The organism is Falsihalocynthiibacter sp. SS001 (assembly GCF_042445055.1).
In the GTDB taxonomy this organism is placed as follows: Bacteria; Pseudomonadota; Alphaproteobacteria; order Rhodobacterales; family Rhodobacteraceae; genus Falsihalocynthiibacter.
The window spans coordinates 2,676,642-2,699,012 of the sequence record NZ_CP170339.1 but is presented as its reverse complement, the minus strand read 5'-3'; the positions used below and the strand labels follow the sequence as shown (position 1 = coordinate 2,699,012).

The 22,371-nt window shown below is 52.4% G+C and carries 22 protein-coding genes and 1 tRNA gene; 13 read left to right on the top strand and 10 right to left on the bottom strand.

Translation table 11 applies throughout. From position 1 onward, the window contains the following. Positions 1-50 precede the first annotated feature (50 nt). The 9 genes from ACFE33_RS12940 to ACFE33_RS12900 form a co-directional block, all read right to left on the bottom strand. A complete protein-coding gene (locus ACFE33_RS12940; protein WP_380054142.1) occupies positions 51-2,447 on the bottom strand; it encodes a hypothetical protein in 2,397 nt (798 codons plus the stop codon). A 111-nt stretch (positions 2,448-2,558) separates the two neighbouring features. Continuing rightward, the gene (locus tag ACFE33_RS12935; RefSeq protein WP_380054139.1) at positions 2,559-3,563 is read right to left on the bottom strand and encodes a hypothetical protein; all 1,005 of its coding nucleotides are present in this window, start codon (positions 3,561-3,563) and stop codon (positions 2,559-2,561) included. A gap of 64 nt (positions 3,564-3,627) precedes the next feature. Then, a complete protein-coding gene (locus tag ACFE33_RS12930; RefSeq protein WP_380054136.1) occupies positions 3,628-4,557 on the bottom strand; it encodes an AEC family transporter in 930 nt (309 codons plus the stop codon). Next, positions 4,557-5,240: an MBL fold metallo-hydrolase gene (locus tag ACFE33_RS12925; RefSeq protein WP_380054133.1), complete on the bottom strand. Its 684-nt coding sequence runs from the start codon at positions 5,238-5,240 to the stop codon at positions 4,557-4,559. Before ACFE33_RS12925 ends, ACFE33_RS12930 begins: the two co-directional genes overlap by 1 nt. 110 nt (positions 5,241-5,350) lie before the next feature. Then, positions 5,351-6,148 carry a TatD family hydrolase gene (locus ACFE33_RS12920; protein ID WP_380054131.1) on the bottom strand — a complete coding sequence of 266 codons (798 nt, stop codon included), beginning with the start codon at positions 6,146-6,148 and terminating at the stop codon, positions 5,351-5,353. A 17-nt stretch (positions 6,149-6,165) separates the two neighbouring features. Continuing rightward, positions 6,166-7,296 carry a DNA polymerase III subunit delta' gene (locus tag ACFE33_RS12915; protein WP_380054128.1) on the bottom strand — a complete coding sequence of 377 codons (1,131 nt, stop codon included), beginning with the start codon at positions 7,294-7,296 and terminating at the stop codon, positions 6,166-6,168. Then, on the bottom strand, positions 7,293-7,964 hold the full coding sequence (gene tmk / locus ACFE33_RS12910; protein WP_380054125.1) for a dTMP kinase: 672 nt from the start codon (positions 7,962-7,964) through the stop codon (positions 7,293-7,295). The genes ACFE33_RS12915 and tmk overlap by 4 nt, the downstream gene beginning before the upstream one ends. Before the next feature lie 23 nt (positions 7,965-7,987). Continuing rightward, positions 7,988-9,193 carry a D-alanyl-D-alanine carboxypeptidase family protein gene (locus ACFE33_RS12905; protein ID WP_380054123.1) on the bottom strand — a complete coding sequence of 402 codons (1,206 nt, stop codon included), beginning with the start codon at positions 9,191-9,193 and terminating at the stop codon, positions 7,988-7,990. Positions 9,194-9,209: 16 nt separating this feature from the next. Then, positions 9,210-10,067 (bottom strand): SPOR domain-containing protein, encoded by an 858-nt coding sequence (locus ACFE33_RS12900; protein WP_380054120.1) that lies wholly within the window; start codon positions 10,065-10,067, stop codon positions 9,210-9,212. A 253-nt stretch (positions 10,068-10,320) separates the two neighbouring features. Here ACFE33_RS12900 and ACFE33_RS12895 point away from each other — a divergent pair. The 7 genes from ACFE33_RS12895 to ACFE33_RS12865 all read left to right on the top strand — a co-directional run bounded on the left by ACFE33_RS12895 (position 10,321) and on the right by ACFE33_RS12865 (position 16,712). Next, positions 10,321-10,410, top strand: a tRNA-Ser gene (locus ACFE33_RS12895). Positions 10,411-10,547: 137 nt separating this feature from the next. After that, the gene (locus ACFE33_RS12890; RefSeq protein WP_380054117.1) at positions 10,548-11,753 is read left to right on the top strand and encodes a tyrosine-type recombinase/integrase; all 1,206 of its coding nucleotides are present in this window, start codon (positions 10,548-10,550) and stop codon (positions 11,751-11,753) included. Further along, complete coding sequence (locus tag ACFE33_RS12885; protein WP_380054114.1) at positions 11,750-12,700, top strand: hypothetical protein; 951 nt, start codon at positions 11,750-11,752, stop codon at positions 12,698-12,700. Before ACFE33_RS12890 ends, ACFE33_RS12885 begins: the two co-directional genes overlap by 4 nt. Positions 12,701-12,912: 212 nt before the next feature. Further along, positions 12,913-13,125, top strand: a complete 213-nt coding sequence (locus tag ACFE33_RS12880) for a MerR family transcriptional regulator (RefSeq protein WP_380054111.1) — start codon at positions 12,913-12,915, stop codon at positions 13,123-13,125. A 180-nt stretch (positions 13,126-13,305) separates the two neighbouring features. Then, on the top strand, positions 13,306-13,632 hold the full coding sequence (locus tag ACFE33_RS12875; protein ID WP_380054108.1) for a hypothetical protein: 327 nt from the start codon (positions 13,306-13,308) through the stop codon (positions 13,630-13,632). A gap of 557 nt (positions 13,633-14,189) precedes the next feature. Next, positions 14,190-14,762: a hypothetical protein gene (locus tag ACFE33_RS12870; protein WP_380054105.1), complete on the top strand. Its 573-nt coding sequence runs from the start codon at positions 14,190-14,192 to the stop codon at positions 14,760-14,762. Positions 14,763-15,137: 375 nt separating this feature from the next. Further along, a complete protein-coding gene (locus tag ACFE33_RS12865; RefSeq protein WP_380054102.1) occupies positions 15,138-16,712 on the top strand; it encodes a hypothetical protein in 1,575 nt (524 codons plus the stop codon). A gap of 379 nt (positions 16,713-17,091) precedes the next feature. On the opposite strand, the gene ACFE33_RS12860 is transcribed toward ACFE33_RS12865, so the two are convergent. After that, on the bottom strand, positions 17,092-17,523 hold the full coding sequence (locus ACFE33_RS12860) for a hypothetical protein (RefSeq protein ID WP_380054099.1): 432 nt from the start codon (positions 17,521-17,523) through the stop codon (positions 17,092-17,094). Positions 17,524-17,658: 135 nt separating this feature from the next. On the opposite strand from ACFE33_RS12860, the gene ACFE33_RS12855 reads away from it, so the two are divergent. From ACFE33_RS12855 to ACFE33_RS12830, 6 genes are all read left to right on the top strand, one after another. Beyond that, entirely contained in the window at positions 17,659-18,150 is a 492-nt protein-coding gene (locus tag ACFE33_RS12855) for a hypothetical protein (RefSeq protein ID WP_380054097.1), read from the top strand. Between the two features lie 218 nt (positions 18,151-18,368). Further along, a protein-coding gene (locus tag ACFE33_RS12850) for an IS3 family transposase (protein ID WP_380052470.1) occupies positions 18,369-19,495 on the top strand; the annotation gives its coding sequence in 2 pieces (ribosomal slippage) (positions 18,369-18,633 and positions 18,633-19,495; 1,128 coding nt in all). A gap of 139 nt (positions 19,496-19,634) precedes the next feature. Further along, positions 19,635-20,411: a CPBP family intramembrane glutamic endopeptidase gene (locus ACFE33_RS12845; protein ID WP_380054095.1), complete on the top strand. Its 777-nt coding sequence runs from the start codon at positions 19,635-19,637 to the stop codon at positions 20,409-20,411. Between the two features lie 143 nt (positions 20,412-20,554). Then, a complete protein-coding gene (locus ACFE33_RS12840; RefSeq protein ID WP_380054093.1) occupies positions 20,555-20,845 on the top strand; it encodes a hypothetical protein in 291 nt (96 codons plus the stop codon). Then, positions 20,842-21,126, top strand: coding sequence for a hypothetical protein (locus ACFE33_RS12835; RefSeq protein ID WP_380054090.1), 285 nt, complete (start codon positions 20,842-20,844; stop codon positions 21,124-21,126). Before ACFE33_RS12840 ends, ACFE33_RS12835 begins: the two co-directional genes overlap by 4 nt. A 27-nt stretch (positions 21,127-21,153) precedes the next feature. Then, complete coding sequence (locus ACFE33_RS12830; protein WP_380054087.1) at positions 21,154-22,230, top strand: hypothetical protein; 1,077 nt, start codon at positions 21,154-21,156, stop codon at positions 22,228-22,230. Positions 22,231-22,371 lie beyond the last annotated feature (141 nt).

Sequence of the window (22,371 nt, the reverse complement as noted above, 5' to 3'; positions counted from 1 at the left end):
TGTTAAATGACTAGAGCTTACGGTGTGACGCGGCGTTCGGAAAGGGGCGGCTAGCCGCTCGAAGGCATTTTCAGCAAGTAGTTTTTGCCTTGCTTGATGTAATGAACCTGATCTGAGCCGATTGCGGCGACTTTGCCGCCATTGAGACGGTCTCCAACGCCGATCTCGACGATTTTGCCATTGCTCATCCGTACCAATGCGGAACGTCTGGAGGGGGTGCCGTAGACACCAATAAGGGCGACTTTGCTCATGCTGATCTGGTTCTTTTGGGTTGCTGCGCCCGCAACAGATGCGCGGGTCGGAATTTTGGGGCCTGTTACAGCCGGCGCCCTGATCGTTTCGGGCTTGGCGGCTGTTTGGGTCGTTGCGGTTGGCGTAGATATAGGTTTGGCGCGCGCCTTTTCAACGATAGCGGCAAAGTTACTTGGGCGCGATTGAGGAATACGCGCGGCAGCAACGGCAAGTTTGGTGGCATTGGTGCTTAGGCTGACGCCCTCGGGTGAAGTTTGCGCAGAGATCTGTTCGGAAACGGGGCGAGCAACGGGACGAAGGCGCGCCAGTTCATCTCGCGTACGGCCACCAAGATTGGCAGCTTCGTAGATTTCAGAGAGGTTGTCAGGACGTGGCGTGGGGCGGCGCTGCTGGGTTTCAGCTACTGCGACTTCTGCCTCCTCTGGCTCCTCAGTGACTGGGCGCGGTGTCGCTTGGCGCGATGGGGCACCTTCGAACACAAGGATGCCGTCCGGATTTAGCGTACCGTCAGCACTTGGCGTGACAAGGCCTTCTTCATCTAGTGCGAAGGTACTTCCCGCAGGAGCTGGGGTTGCTTGTGCGGCGAGGGGGATATCGCTCGGTTCTTCCTCAACCGTTGGAAGAGCTACCGCGTCCGATAGATCTAACTCGGGGTCGAGCGAAGGGAGATACAGATCATAGGTGTTCCGAATTTCCGGTGGAGTGGTCGTGCGGGGCGATTTTTGCCATATGCCAGAGGTGTCATATGCTGTTTGAGCCTCAGCAAGCGTAAGCGGCGTTAGGACCCTTTCGACTTCATTTTCTTCGCTAGCAGGTGGAGTTACGTCGGTAATCTCAACCTCAGCAAGTGTTTCGATTTCAGGTTCGGCAATTACCTCGGTCGCGGGGGGGACGGCCGCTTGGGCGCCTTCGTTTGGACTATCATCTCCGCCACGCCACAACATCGCCAAGCCGACCAGCAACAGAAGCACGACAGAAGCTATGGCGCCGATGTGGCGCGGGTTCATGGGTGGTTTGTCGGTTTTGGGTGCGCCGAAAACGCTTTGTTCTTCAATCGCTGGCGGTGTGTAATCCCCGGCACTGGCGAGTGTAGCTTCTGGCCCTAGGCTGGCGCTAAGTTGCGCGACATCGGGAAGGTCCATTGCCTGTTCGGTGATCTTTGCGTCTATCGTTTGCGCACCTTCGGATGCTGCGCTGGCGCTAATAATCGGAACCGATACCGCCTCGGGTTCGTCCTCTTGAGCATGCACTTCAATGACATCGAGCTTGTCGTCCGATGATTGCTCGGATAGCGCTTTGTCCTCAACCTTGGGCTCAGGTTTCTTGGCGGCATTTAGATGAGCGACAAGTTGCTCTGGCGGTTTGCTTGGCGCTAGTGGGCGCGTAACGTACTCATTTCTTGAAACAGCAACAAGCGGCTTCCCCGACGTAATCGCCGGAGGTATCGCAGTTTTGCCTTTTGCCTTCTTGAGGTGATCAGGGATTTTCGGTGCTTCGACATTCTGCTCGGTAGGCTGCGCCTGAATGCTCGTGAAAAACGCAGTAAGTTGTGGGGCGGGCGCGTCCTCTGGCTTGGTTTCCTTTGCCGGCGGCGCTTCGATATAGACCTCTGGGATTACGAGGTGCGGCTCAAGCGGGATTTCCTTCGGCGTTTCGGCGATCTCTTTTACGGCTTGTGTGTCTGGTTCGACCGTATCGCCATTTAGGAAAGTTTGCGCAAATGCGGTCGGGCCAAAGAACGGCTCGCCATCAAACTCCCCATCGTCGGGAATGCTTACGAATGACACAGGATTGAAGTGATGCTCCAGCGCGAATGTCTCGGCCTCGTGGAGTGTCTGTTGTGCGACCGCTGCGATTTGGGCCATGTCGCCAACATTGCGCCAATCAAAGGCCAGCTCCGCAGGATCATATGGCGTCATTCCCGTAAGCGCTTCACGGATTTGGGCCTCGCGTTCTGCATCACTTGGACCAGGCGCCGCGACGTTCGCATAGAGGATTTGCGAGTTCGGAATAATGAGTTTGGTGCTTAGGTCGTGACCCGAAACTTGTGTCGCTTTTTCGCGTAGATTCTTGAGGGTTTCGCCCAAGTCCGCGGCATCCACACTGGTTTCACCAACAATTCGCCAGCCACCTTCGGCGCGAGCAAAAAGGCGGATACCTTCAAGGGAGAGTTCTAGGGCGAAACTTGGCTTCATTCTGCTGATCTATCATAAGTTAAGGTCATTTTGGCACCCCCAGATACCGCGAATTATTCCCTCTTAGCGTATTCTCGCCCATGGCGTTTTTCAAAACAAGGACCACGTTTTTCACCGCATCCAATACCCCTCGCGGCGCAGCGCATTGCGGATGGCCTGCTCTTTGCGAGGGAGGTTATTTTGATCGAATAGAGCGCGGGCTTTATGTCCACGGCCTTGGTAAATCATACGCTTGATCGGTTCGTACTGCTTAAGAGTCTTCTTGAGTTTGTTTGGCGCGACGACGGATTCCAATAGGTTCACAACCTCATCGGACTCACGCGCATATAGAAGCGACAGAACCCGATAATGACAACTAAGATCGCCATCCAGTTGCGCAACGTCAGGCGAAGGACGGCCTCCGCCGAAAGAGTGAATTACTAGCGGAAGTGCGATCTGATCGAGCCAAGGATATATCGGCTGGCACACTAGTTCATCTGGCGGGTTATCCCGAATTTCCAGCGCATATTTTAAGAACCGCTCGCCAAATTCGTGCGGACAACGATAGTAGAACCAGCCAGCATTGAAATAGAGATAACGTTCCCAGTATTCGTCAGGCTGGGACAGATCGAGTGAGCTTGGGAAATCTAGCCCAAAGCGATCATACAGGGATTGCCATGTCTCATTATAGGTAGGGCCGTATAACTCGAGCGTTGGCCAAGTCCCTTCGCGGTTCATAGAGGCCGAGGGGCGGTCAAAATCAAACGGAACGGAAGTAATATCGCCCGTGATGAGCGTGTCAGTATCAAAAAATACGAAGTTCTCGCCCTTGGGCAGAGCTTTGAGCGCTTCGATTTTATTGCCCTGAGGATAGGACTTCCCGAAATGTTCGTTTTCGAACGGCAGGATCTCTGCGCCAAGGTTGGTGAGGGTTTCGGCGATGTCAGACGGTATTCGGGTGTTTTGCCCTTCCCACGTATGATTGGGTTGGGGCTCGGCGACAAATACTCGACCGTCGAAGTTGGGGGAGCTCGCACGAAGGCTCGCGAGGAAAATGATCGCCTCATACGCAAGACGGCCATTTTGACCGACAATCAAAATGTTGAACTTCGGAGTATCGTTGCGCGTTGTTGCCATGCTGCTCGCTCTTTTGGGCAATTATACCTTCAAAGCGGCGCTCTCAAAAGTGAAATAAAGGGCTTTAGGGCAGAATGCCGAGCCAAACCCAAATTGTGAACAGCGACAGAGCGGTCGCGATCAGCACCGTAGAGGCCGCCACACGCTTGGCGACGCCATACATATTCGCAAAGACGTAGGCGTTCACGCCAGGCGCCATTGAGGCCGTAAGCACCGCAGAACGTAAGTTTGGTGTTGTTAGGTCGAGATTGCGGGCCAGCCCATAGGTGATAATCGGGTGCAAAAGGAGCGACAGACCAACCGTAAACAGGATAACGCGCATATCGCCCTCAGGGCGATATCGATAGAGAACACCGCCAAGCGCAAACAGCGCCGCAGGCAGTGCTGAGCGTGAAATAAGGCTGACGGCCTCATTGAACGCTTGGGGCGGGTTGATACCCGAAATGTTTACAATGAAACCAAGCGCAATCCCGATAACGAGCGCGTTCCGAAACATCGCGCGCAAAACGGCGCGGCCAGTTGCGATCGGGCTTGCGCCGCGATTGCGTACGATTTCCATAACCGTGATGCCCAACCCATAGCAGAACGGCGAGTGTACGGCGATAATCGCATAGTTTGCCTCAAGCGCGTCTGTTCCATAGGCGCGCTCTGTGATCGGCAATCCAAGCAAGAGCGAGTTTGAAAACAGTCCGCAGAACCCGATCGCAACGCAGTCTTCCCAAGGGCGACCAAACAGGATCCGAGCGCCAAACAGGCCAATCAGAAAACAAGTCGTCGCGCCGCCATAGAAGCTTGCGAGCAAACGCCAATCCAATCCTTGACTAATATCCAAGGTCGAGATCGCCTTGAAAAGCAGGCATGGAATTGCGAAATGCTGGGTGAATTTCATTAGGGCATCAACGCCCTCATTTGAAAATAACTTGCGCCAAACGACAAGATAACCAAAGCCGATAACGATAAAGACAGGCAGGATAACGTCGATGAGCGCCTGCATTATGGGCTTTCTATCTCTATGGTCATACCGTCAAAAGCTGGTGTGATGCCTTCGGGAAGTTCCTGCTCAAGCGTCGCATAGTCCATGTCGATATGCATATTCGTCAATACCGCGCGGGTCGGTTTTGTTCTGGCGATCCACTCTAGAGCCTTTTCAAGGTGGATGTGGCTTGGATGTGGTTTGCGACGCAACGCATCAAGCACCAAGACTTCAAGGTTTGCGATACGGTCGGAGGTTTCTTGAGGCATATCGGAAACATCAGGGATATACGCAAGATCACCAATTCGGAACCCAAGCGCCGAAATGCGACCGTGATCTACCTCAAGTGGAATGAACTCTATGTCGCCGCCTGCGCCGCTAATTGCGAAACTGTGCTCACCTATGTGGTTTAACTCGCAGATCGGGGGATAGTCGCTCCCTTTGGGCTGTACGAACGCATAACCAAATCGTGCAATAAGATCATTGGTGGTGTCGGCATCGGCCCAAACGGGCATACGTTTGCCAGAATTGAAAACCAGCTGACGAATGTCATCCAACCCGTGCAGGTGATCCGCATGCGAGTGCGTCATGACAACGGCGTCAAGCTCGCCAACCTCAGCAGTTAGCAGTTGACTGCGCATGTCGGGCGACGTGTCGATGAGTGCGCGGGTTACACCATCTGGTCCGAATTTCTCCACCAACATAGAACAGCGCTGGCGACGGTTCTTGGGGTTCTGAGGGTCACAATCCCCCCAGTTTCCGCCAATTCGCGGAACCCCTCCCGACGAGCCGCAGCCCAATATGGTGTACCGTATCACGCGTTGGACCACGCGGCGGCTTTGGCGAACAACCTGTCAAAGTTCGCTTGTGTTTGTGCTGCAAAATCGGGGTAGGACAGTCCGAAAACCTCCGCTCCCACTTGGGCGGTTAGGGCGCTATATGCGGGTTCATTCCGACGTCCGCGATGGGGTGGGGGCGCAAGATAGGGCGCGTCTGTTTCGACCAGAATGCGATCCACGGGGGCCGCTGCAAAAATCTCGCGCAACTCTTTTGAGCGCGGAAAACTCGCGATGCCGGACATTGAGAGATAAAAACCAAGATCAAGCGCAGCACGGCCCAATTCGGGGCTGCTCGAGAAACAATGCATAACGCAATCAAAAGCGCCCGCGGCGTGCTCTTCGCTTAGAATCTTGGCCATATCATCATCCGCTGCGCGCGCGTGAATAATCAGGGGTAAGCCCGCTTGCCGTGCGGCCTCAATATGAATGCGCAGGCTCTCTTGCTGAATTTCGGCGCTCTCGGACGTGTAGTGATAGTCCAGCCCCGTTTCTCCGATACCCACAAATTTCGGGTGTTCGGCGAGCGCGACAAGTTCCTCAACCGATGCCAGCGGCTCCTCGGCGGCACTCATCGGGTGGGTGCCTGCGGCCCAAAATACAGGCGCATAGGCATCGGCAATTGCTTGAACCGATGTCGCATTCTTGAGGCGCGTGCAAATCGTAACCATCCGCGTAACGCCTGCTTCCTCTGCGCGCGAAATAACTTCGGGCAGTTCGTCGGCAAAATCGGGAAAGTCGAGGTGACAATGGCTGTCGGTAATTTGCGGCTGCATTCAGCGGTCCCTTGGAGCTATTGTAGTTTTGCGAGTTGCCCCGCGGTTTGGTCCATCTTCAAAAGCATATCAAGGATGAGCGCCGCAGGGTCAAGGTTCACGGCGCGCCCATGGCGAACACGTGTGCTGAGTTCCTGTTGAAGGTTGGCCCATGCACGCCCATGAACGGGGGTGCCCGATAACTTCTGAAATAGGCCTGCCTCGCCTTTAGCGGCTTCAATCGCAGGTGGTCCCGAAACGCCCGCCCGCGCCATACGCGAGAGGAGCAGGTCGAACAGGTCAAGCAAAAGGTCATATTTGGGTACGTTTTTTGCACCAACAGCAGTCTCGGCGAGGGAAAGGGCGCGTTGCCGATCAATGCCCGGTGCCGCTTGCATGAGATCACAGATCAACTGATACGATTTTATCCCATCTAGCGTGGTCAGGCGCATCGCTTCGCCAACACTTCCGGACGAGAGCGCAGCAAGGATGACAGGCTCTTCAATGTCTCCGGCTCCGGCGGCTGCAAGCGCATCGGCCATATCCTGCGGGGGCAGGGAGTGGCAGCGAAGCTCGCGGCACCGCGAACGGATCGTCGGAAGGAGTTTGCTGGGCTGATGGCTAATAAGGAGAATGGTTGTGTGCTCTGGCGGTTCTTCTAAGAACTTCAGCAATGCATTTGCAGCCTGAGTGTTCATTTCATCGGCGGCATCCACAATAACCACGCGGCGACCGCCATCAGTGGATGACAGCGAAAAGAAATTCTTCAAGCGCCGAACTTCATCGACCGAGATGACGGTTTTTAGCTTTCCGGTTTTCTCGTCCACAGGGCGTTTTAATACGAAAAGTCCTGGTTCGGACATTGCAGCGATCCGGTGCGAGACGGGATGATCTGGCGCAATAGAAAGTGATGTTGCATCGGGCGGTGTGTCGCCAAACAAGCTAGGGCCAGACGCAACTGGCTGGGCGATCAAGAAGCGCGCGATTTGCCATGCAAGCGTTGCCTTGCCCACGCCGCGCGGGCCTGTGATGAGCCAGCCGTGGTGTAAGCGCCCCGTGTTGAATGCTTCAAGGAAAGCTGCCTGAGCGCGGGATTGACCCAGCAGTTTGACTGTTTCGCGCGGATGGGGTGCACCCTCAATTCGATCCGGTTCTGGCAAATCGCTCATGAAGGCACCGCATGGTTGGCGATTTTCGCTTGGGTTTGCGAGAGGATATCTGCTGCAACGAGTTCGATTTCACGCGCACCGTCAATCAGGATGCAACGGTCGGGGTACTCTTTTGCAAGTCCAAGGAACCCCGCACGCATCTTGGCCTGAAGCGCCTCTCCGAAATCCTCGAACCGTTCTTCAGATGTTTGGCGTGATTTCGCGCGGGCAAGCCCAACTTGCGGGTCCATATCAATGATAAACGTCAGATCGGGTTCTCGTCCGATCATCAAGCTGTGCAATTGATCCACTACAGTGCGAAGATCGCCGCGGCTCATGCCTTGGTACATGCGCGTTGAATCTGCGAAACGGTCGCACAGCACGATCTTTCCGGCCTCAATGGCGGGAGAGATCGTTTTTTCCAGATGATCACGGCGCGCGGCAGTAAAGAGCAGTATCTCACTTTCCGCTGACCAGCGATCAGGGTCGCCCTCAAGCACAAGAGAACGGATTTCCTCAGCTCCCGTTGACCCACCGGGTTCGCGTGTCAGGACCACATCAAGCCCTTCGTTTCTCAACGCTTGGGCAAGAAGTTTGATCTGGGTTGATTTTCCAGAGCCATCAATCCCCTCAAAGCTGATGAATAGACCCGAAGGCAACGTGAGGGGCGATGGGCGTGAAGCTGTCATGGGCGAAATCTAGCCCCAAGACGTCAGATGGACAAGCCCAGCCTTTCACCCGCAAAGCGATTAAAGAGAATTGTAAAGCTCGTGCGCAAACGCGGAACAAATCCTCCGCCTGCAATATCCTCTTTGGCGACCAGCGGTAGACGTGTTTCTGGCATATTCGGTAGGGTCAGAACCAGCTCTGCGAGTTTATCACCCGCTTTGATTGGCGCTTCAACTGGCCCTTCGAATACAACATCTCCGGCCAGATCACCTTGGGCAAGAGCAGGGATCAAGACCTGTAGATCCTCGCCAGCAATCAGATTAACGCGCCGCTTCTCTCCCATCCAGACGGGTGCTTCGGCTAGCACGGTGTCTTTCTCAACAAGTGTCTTCATCACAAACTGCCGAAACGCCCAGTTTACGATTTGCTCGGCTTCCTCTGCGCGTTCAGTTTCGCTGTTTAGGCCAGAAATCACGAAAATCACCCGGCGCTCGCCCTGTACAGCAGACCCAACAAGGCCATAGCCAGCTTCACTTGTGTGGCCTGTTTTGAGGCCATCCGCGCCGATGTCAATTTTTAGGAGCGGGTTGCGGTTAAAGCGGTTGTCGGGCGCGCGACCGTCAAATTCAAACTCGGTTTGTGCAAAGTACCCATAGTATTCCGGGAACTCGGTAATGAGCCTCTCTGCCAGAATTCCAAGGTCACGCATACTCATGCGTTGGTTCGGATCGGGCCAGCCAGATGAATTTCCAAAGGTCGAGTTGTTCATACCCAAGGCGCGAGCACGTTCATTCATCAGTTGCGCGAACGCATCCTCGGAGCCTGCCAGACCCTCAGCCACTACGACACACGCATCATTCCCCGAGAGTACAATAATCCCTTGAATGAGTTCCCGCACTGTGGGGCGATCATTCTCATTCAGGAACATAGTTGAGCCGCCCATATTCTTGGCACGGGTCGAAACGGTAAAGCGCGTTTCCATCGTCACGCGCCCGTCCTTAAGGGCCTCAAACAGCATGTTGATTGTCATGAGTTTGGACATCGACGCAGGGGGCAGAGGCACATCCGCGTTCTTTTCCAGCAGGACCGTATCCGTTGTGACGTCCACAATATACGCGCTCTGGGCACGTGTATCGAACTGCTGAGCGATAGCTGCTCCAGCGAACGGCAACGCAAAGGCAACGGCCAGCACGCCCTTCAATACAGAACGCCTTACCAAACGGGTTTGGAACTTGTGGAACAAACGCATGGCGCTCCCTCTTTTCTTAACTAGATACGTAATAGGCGTCGGTGTAACCGAGATCATTCACGGTTTTCTTGAGCGCATCCTTCTCGGATGACCCGCTCGCAGGGCCAACAATGACCCGCCAGAATGTTTTGCCCTGTGTTGTTTGCTTCTTGATGAGCGCATCAATGTTGGCGCTCTTCATCTTGGCGGCGGTGGCATTTGCGTTGGCTTCAACACTAAAGATACCGACCTGCAAATAGGATTGCTTAGAAGACCCAGATGATGGCGCGCTCGCTGGTTTCGCAACTGGCAACACGGCGGCAGGTGCGGCCGTTGCAACAGAGCCATCTACCGCGTCAAGCGCGGCCTCGGCAGAGGCGATCGGATCAAGCGTTGTCGCCGTTACCTCGGATGGCGCTACTTGTCCCTCCGCATCTGTTACTTCCTCAACAGGCTCCATCGGTGCTTCTGTCACTACTTCTTCGCGACGTAAGGCGGTTACCGTCATCTCGACGGGTGCGCCGGCGATCATACCTACGGCTTCGGCAGCATCAGAAGACACCTGCAGCTTCGGGCCAGGTGTTTCGCGTTCTTTGCGGAACAGGGCGCCGATTACATACATCCCGTTGGTTTCGTTGCGGATCAGCACACGCTCGGGGTCTTTGGCTGTCGGATGCGCAACCCAGACGCCACCTAGGGATGGACGTCCGTCCCATAGCCCTTGTTCATTCACCTGAAAAACTTCTGGCGCTTCAACGTCGCGCTCTGCGGCCTCCGAGCCACCGGAGGCTTTGCCCTCCAGACTGGATTTTGTGCCCGTGTTTTCTCCACACGCACTAAGTCCCAGCCCCATAACTGCAACCAATGCAATCTTAATGTACGATTGTCCCAACATGCTTCGCCCTCATTTGCACAGCGTCCTGTGTCCAGCCAGTGTATGGCTTTTATTATTTCAATTCGTCGCCCGCGTGTCGTGAGTGTGACACCGAGCGCAATTCGCCTGATTTTATTACGCCAACGGCGCGTATTTGCCGGTACTCTAACCAACGCATTGCCGCATGAAAAGACCGCGTTCAGCCAATGCGCGAATTTCTGCGAGCATTTTGGGGTTTTAGAATCACGAATCCACCTTTAACACGTCCCTCGTCGGAGGAGTGGCAGAGTGGTTGAATGCACCGGTCTTGAAAACCGACGTAGGTGAAAGTCTACCGTGGGTTCGAATCCCACCTCCTCCGCCACTTTGGCGTTTCCCCATATTCAACTCACCCGCGTTGAGCCGCTTTAACTGCATGTTTTCATAGAGATCGTTGCAATTTAAGGTTTAATTGGATTTCAGCCGATTTTGCCTGTATGCTTTCGCTGTGTGGTATGTTTGGTGGTATTTGTCTTGTCGGCACTGAATGGAAAACTTACAAAGAAACTTGTCGAGTCCCTTGGCGCAGGCCGCCATGGTGATGGGGCGGGCCTTTATCTGGTGGTTGATCCCTCCGGCGCTCGGCGCTGGATTGTGCGAGTCACTGTCAAAGGGCAGAAAAATCGCATGGGCGCGCCGCTTCGCACTGACTTTGGGTTGGGTGGAGCAGATATTGTCACGCTGAACCAAGCAAGAGAGCGTGCGCTTGAATATCGCCGAATGGCTAAGCAAGGCTTGAATCCCCGATTTAACGTCGCTCGGGAGATACCGACCTTCGCGGAAGTTGCGCAACAGGTTCACATCGATCGTATACCCACCTGGAAGAACGCCAAGCATGGCCAGCAGTGGCTCAACACATTGCGTGACTATGCCTTCCCCAAGATTGGGCGGATGCCTATTGATAGTGTCGGCCAACCAGAAATACTGATGTGTTTGTCTCCTATCTGGACCGACAAGCATGAAACGGCCAAACGGTTGGCCCAGCGCATCAAGACTGTTTTGGACGTGGCCAAGTCGAAAGGCTTTCGCTCTGGTGAAAACCCTGTAACTGCAATCCGTGACGCCAAGGTTTTGCCGACCGTTAAAAAGAAACCTCAACACCATGACGCGATGCCGTGGCGTGATGTGCCAGCCTTTTTTGCTGAACTGAACGGACGCAGTGCGATTGCGGCCAAGGCGCTGCAATTCACAATCCTAACGGCCAGCCGTACCTCCGAGGTGCTGGACATGACTTGGCCAGAGATTGATTTCGAGGCGCGTTTATGGACCGTGCCAGCCGCGCGTATGAAGGGCGGCAAAGTACACCGCGTCCCTCTCACAGATGAAATGCTGGCGATATTGGAGCCATTGAAGGCGATGGCGTCGGTCTATGTCTTCGAGGGGCAAAAGCGACACAAGCCGCTTTCCAATATGTCGATGCTGATGTTGTTACGCCGCATGGGACGCGATGGCTTTACTGTGCATGGCTTTCGCAGTTCATTCAGGGATTGGGCGTCAGAGGCAGCTAATGCACCGCGTGACTTGGCCGAGACCGCGCTGGCGCATCAAGTCGGCTCTAGCGTGGAGCGAGCTTATGCGCGTTCGGATTTGTTGGAACGACGAAGGGCGCTGGCTAAGACTTGGTCCGAATATCTAACCCGACACCGTGAAATTGAAGGAGAGTATTGAAGAATACAGCTTACGAAGGCGGTGGCAGTTTGGGTGGTTTAGACTATTGGAGGCTATCAGAAGAGTTGTCAGTCATTGATGCTTCTTTTTTGACACTAAACTTAGACCCAGGATGTTTTCAACTTTCGAATTTAGCCGACCCAGCAAATAGTAAAATTATTAGGGTCGCTGAGTTCGAAGATTGGGAGGCCCGCGCTCTTTACAATGGCGATATTCCAGAGGTTGAGCTTGAGCCAAACCAATTCCGTGCTGTTTTCAAAGCTCTCCGAAACGCTGTTTTGAACAACAAACTTCGTGCCAATGTGGTGACACGCGGACGGGAGCCAAGCTATGCAATCGAAGAAAATACTCCTGATGTTTCCGGCAGAATTGAAACAGAGGAAATGCTTAACTACCAATTTTTAGTCGGACGCGGCACGCCTCAACTATTTAGTAATTCTATAAATATTCAAAATGTTGAGACGTCTCTTGGTGGTGAGGAGAGTGAGCATGATGTGATTTACATACTGAAAGAACCGGATTGGTCAGAAACCAAATTAGCTGTTGATGATGTGAAAGATTGGTACGCTTCACGAGGTTTGTATCCGGAATTCTTTTTTTGGAAGGGTTTGAAAGAGGGCTTTAGGGACGCGAATAACCCAAGATACTCTGCAAAACTAGCAACTGCAGTTGCTGCGTGGGAAACCGTGAAAAAGGCGGGTAAAAATAAGAGCGTAAAGCAATCATTGTTAGATTGGGTTGTCGGCAATGGGGTCCAATTTGGACTTGGCAACAATGAAAGTGTTGTGACTCCAACAGTTGCTGAAGAGGTGGCCAAGATTGCAAATTGGCACCCAGGGGGAGGAGCGACGAAGACTGCCACGGGCGACGAAGACGATGAAAACGAAAGCGAGCAAAAAGTTCCAATCCAGAACTTTCAAGAAATCGATGGGCAAATACCTTTCTAACCCAGGCTATGGTTAAGATGACCTAGCTTTAATATTATGAAATATATGCATATTATCTCAAAGTTGCCCGTTTCGATTCAACGCAAGCGTCAGAATCCCGTAGGTGCTGGGATAAGCTACAGTGGAGTTTTCTTAACCTAGGTCACTATTCCTAATGTCTCAATGAAAGCATTTTCTAGCCATTGCAACCAATCCAATTAAAGGATTTACCGATGGCTAAAATCTACGACGACGACAGAATTTTCTTTCCAGAAGACCCAGAGCTTCGCGTTCTCGGCAGCACCGAAAAGCTAGCGCAGTGGCGACACCGTAACACAGGGCCAGCCTTCATCCGCATAGGGCGGCGCATCGGCTATCACGGAATCGACCTAAACGCCTATCTGGACGCTCAACGCGTCGATCCCAGCATAGGGGCCGCACAATGAAAAACCCCAACTCCGCACGCGGGGCTAGGGCTTTTCGAGTGACATCAACTGCCACCCTGAACAGTTCAGTTGATGCCACAACATGCCCTTCTCCTGCAACTCATTTTGAACGTCGCTTCCGCTGGTGCGGACAAAGCAACTCCGTTCAACCTATGACCCTTCGCAAAGGACGCATCGATTATGTCTAATCACTGGCACAGCAATCGCACTCGAGTTTACTGGACCTGCATGGCCTTAGCACAGGGCCGCACAATCAACCACATGGACGAAATAGGCGAGGTGAAGGGCTGGCGGCTTGGCGCAATCATCCACAATCTTCGCCACAAGTATAAATGGCCAATTCAGACGGAATATAAAGGACCAGAGCGTATCGCGCATTATCGACTAACGGACAGCACAGATTGGCACGGTTTGGAGTTTCCTCGTTCAGCAGAAGCAGCGCGGGAGAAACTGAAAAGAAACCAAAACGTCGCGCAAACCATGATTGCTGGCTCACTCGATGGGTAAGAGCAAGAGAGCATCGGAGGGGCAGTATTTGCCTCTCCCTTACGCTCAATTAAAAAGTCCAGCCTGGCGCAATTTGTCTGGTTCAGCGGTGCGGCTCTGGTTGGAGCTTCACACACGCTACAACGGGGGCAACAACGGCACTTTGACGCTTTCCTATGCAGAGGCAGGTGAAGTTTTAGGTATCGGAAAAGCCACCGTTCAACGCGCATACGCCGAACTCCTAGAAAAGGGCTTCCTAGCACTTGAACGAGAGGGCAATTGGTATAGCCGACGCGCCCATGAATGGCGGCTTACCACCAAGCCAATGCAAGTGGTTTCAGGCAGAAAAACAGCGACCAATGATTGGAGACGCTGGCAGCAAAAAACGAAACGCGGTTCTGAAACGGTCCCGTCGCCTTCGTCCATGGTTCCGACAGAGAACCCTAAGCCCATAAATGGTTCCATACTGGAACCCGTCACAGCCGATTCAGAGCCTGTGTTGGGTTCTGGAACGGAACACTAATAGTAACCACTCACCTAGAGAAGGAACGATGAATGGAATGGTTTGAAGAAATAATATGCGACAGAGTTTTGGTGTGGCACATGCCAATGGACCACTGGCTCGCCGCAAAAAAGCAGGTGTTCCTATGAGTAAACTCACTTCCAAAAAAAAGGCGTCGAACTTACCAAAAATTGTTGGGATGAAAGATGGGGTATTGCAAATAGAATTGAAGTATTCTGAGCAGTTGCAAGAAGTTTTAGGAGTGCAAACTTCCGAAACTTCAAGGGGCCTCTTGACCGCAGCTCTTAATTCCCTGGGCGTTTCGAGAGAAGGCTACCAAGAGCTGCTGCTTGCTGTCTCCCATGAGATGAAACCGAATGACCCTTTGGAATCGATGCTGATTACCCAACTTACGACAACACACGTCGCCATGTGCAAGATTTCCTCAAAGATGTTTGACGCACAGCACCCGCAACTTGAAGAGACCTACGAGCGCTCTGTAACGCGGCTGTCACGCACATATATGGCGCAATTGGCAGCCCTTAAAAAGTACCGAGCCAAGGCGCAACAGACAGTCCGCGTCGAGCGCGTTACGGTTGAGGAGGGAGGGCAAGCAATCGTTGGTGACGTCAATCATATGGGGGTGTAAAGTGAAAAGTGACGCTAACCCCATAAACCCTGTCGAAAGGCTCAGAAATGCGCCGAGATGCTCTGCTATGGCGAAGTCCACTGGCATGAGGTGCCGCTGCCCTTCTAAGCAAGGTTGGAACGTCTGCCGCTTGCATGGCGCCGGTGGTGGTGCACCGCGTGGTGCCGTGCATCCAAATTATCGGCACGGGTTGCGAACAGCAGAGATGGCAGAAATACGGAAACTCGTCGCACATCTTAGCACTAAACGAAATTAAAATTATGCAATAAGGGGTGGTCTTCAGGGGCGGAATCCAACGGCCGACGTGAGGATTTTCAAACCTGTGGGCTTTCATAATCATCGTGACAAAATCACGTAGCCTGACTAGGAATGGGTATGAGTGACAAAGCCAAATATCCAAAATCGGTTGGAGCTGCTAAAGCTTTGGGCAGTTCAGCGTTTTTTTTAGCAAAGGTAACCGGAAAGGCAGGATTGGCGATTGCCAAACCTGTAGGAAGCCACGCCAGCAATCTGGCTATTAAAGGCGGTCAAGCTGTAGATGAGGCCGCAAAAGGAAAAATTGCTGAGTACAAACTAAGGCATGCGGACTATACGCCCGAGAATTTCTACGAAAAGAGCGCAACAACTCTCGAAGACCTTGTCGATGCTATATTAATTGAGAAAACTGGGACGTCAGCAAAGGTCGTAAGAACTCTTTCTGCAAAGCTAGGCGCCGCAGGTGCAACAGTTGGAATATTTTCAATTGCTTCTTTACTTGGAACAGCGAGCACTGGCACTGCAATATCTTCACTTTCCGGTGCTGCCTTTAATAGCGCGGCATTGGCTTGGATTGGTGGGAGCGTAGCAACCGGCGGTTGGATTGTTCTGGGTGCAGTCGCAATAAGCTCAATTGCCGCATATTACGGGTCCTCGAAGTTGCTTGGCAAATGGACCGGTACGAGACGTAAGAAGAAAGTGCTGGATACTCAGGAAAAACAGTTTGTCGAAACATGCCTGATGTTGGCGACAGCTTTCCGAGAGCGTGTCGAACAAAAAGCTGTGTTGGATCAAATTACTGCGGATGCCTTGCATCACAATCTGTCTCAAGAACTTGTCCAACAGTTAGATGTCTGTATCGACAAAGTGGCGGACTGGCCAAGTATTCCACTCAATCGGCTTAATAATTGCAAAGGTAAACTGGAGGAGCTTCTCAAAGCTTTGACAGAGATTGGTGACAAGCCTTCTGCGGTGCAAAAAGTGTCGATAGCAAACGGCCCCATTATGACCGGTGTTGTTTCCGCCACCATTATGAAATTGATGGCATTGGAATTGCCTTCATTTAGCGACGATGAACAATTGGTTTTGCAAGCCTTACGAAGGTCTAGTAACAGCCTTGCAGATGCTAGTGACCTTGACCTGTCAAAATACGTGCAATCACTAACTGTCGAGCAAATTACAGGACTAAAGAACAACGTGAAGGGCATTTACCACGAGCTTGCGTTCCAGCACCGTGAGAACCTGGATGGTGACGAATATATCGTAGAGTTGTTTAAAGATACAAACCACGCGGGGGCGGATGTCCGTATCATTAATGTAGAGACTGGCGAAGTTTCCGAGGTTCAACTCAAAGCGACTAATTACGCAACGTATGTTCGGGAACACAATGAGAAGTACGAAAATATTGACGTCCTTATAACTAGCGAAGTCGCGGAGCATTCCTCTGAGTTTTCTTCGTCGGGGTTTAGCAACGAAGATTTGACAGCTGATACAACTTCAACTCTAAATATACTCGATCAGGGAGCTGACGCTGGCATTGCTGAAAGTATGGGAGTTGCTGCAATGGTGACTCTTGCTGCCAATGCGAAATCTATGTTGAAAGGAGAATCTCTTTCGACAGAAGCTAAAGAAAAGATAATTCAAGATGGAGTTGTTGCAGCAAGCGTTGCAGGTTTAGTTCAGCTAATCCTTTAGAAGCGCAAAGCAATAAAATGACGTTAACCCCATAGACACTGTTCAAAGGCTGTGAAGCGCGCCTAGGTGTTCCGCGAAGGCGAAACGAACCCTAACTTCAAACATGGGCTGCGAACCGCAGAGATGATAGAAATACGGCGTCTTGTATCGCTTCTGAGCGCCATAGAGTGGAATTCAACCAAGTCTGTCAACTGCATTCAAGGCTCTATTAGATTCAGACCTCTCATTGATTTGAAGGGAGTTTCTACTAGGTAGCAACGAATGAGTTTCTCACAAGAATACCACTCGGCTCTGATGGCAAGACAGAAGTTGTTAGCTTGAACAATAACGAGCATAATCTGCGGACCTAGCGTCCACGGTCTCATGTTATTTCCTTTCCTCAGAAGCCGTATTTCCGCTTGTTCCGTTGAGCTTCTGTTTCTGGCGCAACCGGACCCGCAGGCATACGTTGCTTGAAGTCCTGCAAAGCCTTTATTTTTCTCTCGGCATGCCCCTTTTCTAACAACGCTAAAGTTTCGTCTAACGCCTTGCCTATGTCCTCAAGCGCACTTGGGTCGTCCTTGCAATGCTCGATTAGCAGCTCATATATGTGTCCAACCTTGGCCCACTCTCGCTCTACCCTAGCCTTGAGCTGGCGGTGTCGGTTTTCCGGTGTATCGGGCAAGGGTTTTGCCTCTTGAAGGATTTCTCTCGATTCCCATTCGTGTTCATCGGCGCGGTTTTTCATGGTGATGTCCTTGTTGCGATTGGCTATATTTAAGCATCTCTGACTAACAGGCAACGGCAAACTATCGTTGGCAATGTCGAGCATAGGGGGAGCCGATGGAAAAAAGTGACGCTAACCCATAAACCCTGTCGAAAGTCTCACGAGTAACCGCACCTTACATGTTTAAGCTCAGAACAACGGCTCGGTTTCCAATGTTGAAATTTCTGTGAAGGACGCCTAATGTTTGATATGACATTGAGAGAAATAAGTAATTGGGCCTCTGAAACTTCGTCCGCATTCATCCGCGATCTAGTCATGGTATTTGAAGCGTCGCCGTTAGACTGGCCGCTTTACATAGTCATCATGGCAATACTGCTGACCATAATTGGATTTATGATTTTTGTAGCGGTTTTGTCCATCCCGATAATGGTTTGGGTGTCATTCTGGAGTAAACACATAGATGAAGGAGGCAAACCCATATCCTGGTTTGGAAGGGTTTCGGTCTGGATTTTGGGTGCTGTATTTCAAGTCATAATAACCTTAGCGGTTTGGTGTTTCGCTTTCATTCTTGTAGCCTTTCCATTAGCAGTTTTTGGCGTGTACTTGTTGGCTGAAAGTACAAATATTGGCATAAAACTGGCAGGTTTTATCCCACCTTCAATAGCTGCCGGAGCCTACTTGTTCATCGGTATGCGTAAATGGAACAAGAAGTTTCTTAGTATTTCAACTTAGCATCAACATTACGAGCCTTAAGACTTGTTAGCTTGAGTGCAAACAATGCCAGTTAGGCTAAACGCACTCTTAGAAATCCACCGTCTTTCCAACAGCGTAATTGACTAGATTTGTAAAGAACGCTCGTGCCTTTGGTCCTCCCCCTTTGAAGTGGTCCGCCCCTGGTCCTCCCCCTTTGAAGTGGTCCGCCCCTATAGTTAGGAATCGGAGGATTGAAAATGGGAATTAAGCGACACAAGCCAGAAGAGATTGTCACGAAGTTGCGGCAGGTTGAGGTGCTTTGCGGTCAAGGCATGCCGCGTGTTGATGCAATCCGGCAAGTGCAGATAACTGAACAGACGTTTTATCGTTGGCGCAAACAATATGGCGGAATGGGAACCGACCAACTGAGGGAACTAAAGCGGCTTCAGAAGGAGAATGATCGACTGCGGCGAGCCGTATCTGATCTGACCCTGGACAAGTTGATCCTGTCGGAAGCCGCACGGGGAAACTTCTGAGCCCCTCGCGCCGCCGCGCCTGCATCGATCACATTCGCAATGAGGTGCGGGTGTCTGAGCGGCGGATCTGTCGTGTTTTGGGGCAGAACCGATCCACCCAGAGGCGGTTGCCTGTTGACCGAAGTGACGAAGAACGGCTGGTTGCTGATATGATCGAACTGGCACGTCAGTATGGCCGGTACGGGTATCGCCGGATTGCGGCTCTGCTCAGGGATGCGGGCTGGCAGGTGAACGACAAGCGGGTTGAACGGTTGTGGCGGCGTGAGGGGCTCAAAGTACCCATGAAACAACCCAAGAAGGGGCGGCTCTGGCTAAATGATGGCTCATGTGTCCGGCTGCGGCCAGAGTATCGCAACCACGTCTGGTCGTATGACTTCGTTCATCATCGAACTGATGACGGGAAAGCGTTCCGGACCCTGAACATCTTGGACGAATACAGCCGGGAATGCCTGGCGATCCGGGTGAAGCGGAAGTTGAACTCGACAGAAGTCATCGACGCACTCACGGATCTGTTCATCTTGCGCGGCGTTCCGGCCTACATCAGGTCGGACAACGGCCCGGAGTTCATAGCTCGGGCTGTTCGAGACTGGATTGAGGCGGTTGGAGCCAAAACGGCTTACATTGAGCCTGGCTCGCCGTGGGAGAATGGGTATTGCGAAAGTTTCAATGCCCGGTTCCGCGACGAGTTGCTGAACGGGGAGAGCTTTTACACTCTACGCGAAGCACAGATTATCATCGAAAGCTGGAGGAAACACTACAATACCAAACGACCACACAGTGCTCTGGGCTACCGCCCGCCGGCTCCGGAAACCATCGTCCCGATGGAACTAAGGCCGATCATGCACTAACATTCAAACTGGACTACTTAGGTGGGGCTGATCAGGTTAGCAAATCATATTGGTAGCGAGAGAACTTGAATAATAGGGAATCTTAGGTATTAGACACTTCTTCACAAGCCGCCCCATCGCAACATCATTGATAGTTGTTGTGGGCTATTTTGCTATCCTCGCTGCTCCAGTGATACGGTCGTCTCAGGCTTTCGGCGGCAATACCTCACGGCCTCCCCAACAGGCTCCGATTGATCAACTGGTCAATGAGATACTGCTTGCGGGCTCTGCTGTAGCGATCGTGTTTCTTCTCGGTTGGGGCAGGCAGGCGAGACTTACGTCACGCCCAGCGTGGAGCGGATTGTGGTACGTATTGTTCCCTGTGGTAATCACACTTAGTCTTTTTGGCGGGGCAGTATTTGTCGCAAGTCAGGGCGAAGTCGATTTCTCTATTCTGGTCGCCAGTGGCCTTCCGCAATCAATCTTGCTCCTTGTCCTATTCGTCGGGATTTTCGAAGAAGTATTGTTTCGCGGCATACTGCTGCATGGATTTGAGCTCCGCATCGGCCCCGCGGCCGCGCTGTTTGCGTCTTCGTTCGTGTTCGGAACTAGTCACTACGTAAACTGGATCACTGGTCAAAGCTTGGCCGCAACCCATCCACAGGTTATCCACGCTGGACTTGCGGGTATTCTCTATGGAGCAATTGCCCTTCGCACACGCTCGGTCTGGCCAAGTGTGCTTTTGCATGCGCTATGGGATTTCGTGGTGACCATGAACCATGCCTTGATTGGCGATACATTCGGCGTAGCTGCAGATTCAACGAAAGGCGATGCATTTGCTCAGTCTTTTGGATTCTTATTGCGCCACTTTGAACCAATACTGGGGCTTATCGTCCTCGTGGGGTGGTTTCGTTGGCAAAAGCGCCAAGTCAACTAGGTGCTTTGGGCGCTTGCTCTGATCCACATGGCGGCGACACATAATGGAATTGAACCTGTCGGGCGCGACTTGACCTTTGGTTGTCGGAACGCCACGGTAAACCTATCTATCGATTCATACAGCTAGAATAATTGGAGACGCCCATGTTTAAAAATATTGGATTTTGCCTTGGCATGATTATTACCGCTAGCTCTGCCCAAGCCTTCGACCGGCAAACAACTAACGCCCTAAAAGCATGTCACGATTACATCTGGGATGTGCCAGAATTCAAGGACTTGCCGAATGCGGCGATATCGGTCTTTCCGAGTTCGGAGAATGGCAACGAAATCGTTGTGAATTGGAATGTGAACTGGGATGAGCCGACTATTCAAGCCGCTGGCAACTGTACGGTCATCGGCGGAAATATTGAAGGTTTTGAGGACTATACCAAATGAAGCCGCGCAATGGAAATTCTGTCGCTGTGGCCGAGAACGACAACGAACAATCGCGCGGACGGCGTCCGCCCCTGTTGGCGGTTTCTGCATTTGGACTTATGACCCTATGGGGATGTGGCGCCACGGAAGATGGGGTTCGAACGGCCTCGACTGCTGGTGCCTCGGCAGCACTTGCTGCTGAAGCCTCAGAAGAGGCGAAGAAATCGACTGACTACGACGCTATTGCAAAAGAAGCAGTCGCCGATGTCGATACCACCGGTTTCGATGCGCTTACCGAATAGACCGCCCATCTTAGAGGTGGCCCGAATATGGGTTCATTGAAATGGGCGGCGTTGCTGGCGGGTGTGGCCGTTGTCTTCATCGCGCTGTTTGTCCCGCAGATTCGGTTCCTGTTCTTAGGGATGCCAGAACAACGGTTGGACGGAGGCTCGATCGCTCTTGACGTTGACCGAGCGTCGTCAGGGTCAGCGCCACCTCGAAGCAGCATAGCGCGGGCCCTGACGGATGCTGGGCTGGGTGCCGAGCCACTTCTCGGCGACATTGCCACCTCCGGACATCTCAAGCGCCTGCAAGCGGGCGAGGTGACGGTAAACCAATTGCTGAAATACGCAGAGGACCTCAGTGAACTGGCGCTCCTGACTAAAAATGCTGGCCGTCAGATCCCGTCCACCTTCTGGGATGTAGAGACCGACCAGATGCGCGTCGATGGGTGGACGCCATATCGGGTTGTTGCTGCACTCGCATCGACTGAAGGCCGACCATATATCGACGCTCTCGGCGTCGCCTATGCCCGTTTCCACGCTTTCAAGACTTCTGAACCCAGTGCCGACGACACGGCTCTCGACACGGCCTTGGATTTGTTCGAGCCAGCCATCAAACTGATCGACGAAGTGCCGCGCGAACACATGCTTGAGACGTCCAAGTACATCTACAGCAAAGAACAAGCCGTTCTCTATCTCTGGCAGCAAATAGTCGTCGGATCATCGCGCCGCAACCCTCTAACCCGAGTTAAGCTGTTCAATCACGGATTCACCCAAAGATTTCATGTTGGAACTATCTGGCAATATGACTACGGTGTAGCGCAGGACAACTCTACGATATGGGGCGTTTCTGGTTTCGCACCGCGATATGTAGGCCCACCTGAGAACAGCAACCAGATTGAGCACATGTCCATCAGCATGATCGTTCAGGGTATTCTTCGTGAACCGCTTCAGGTTCTTCAAGCTTTTGAAGAATTTGAACGCCTCATGGGGCCTGTCAGCTTGGAAGAAGCTGCTGCGGATGAAGCGTTGAACAATGCGGTGCGGCAGACTTTTGTTCCGAACTTCGAGAACGATCTCCAGGCCGCTGTGTCCGAGTTGAGGGGAATGCTCCGCGCACCCTGAATTCTAGCATCAAGTGGCGTTGGCCTCATCGTTCCAGCCTGCGGATGCCGAGCTTCACAACATCAAATACAAGGCTAGAAAGCTGTGCGATGTCTATAAGACGTGTTTCGCTAAAGTATTGGTGGGTACCAATGCAATGCA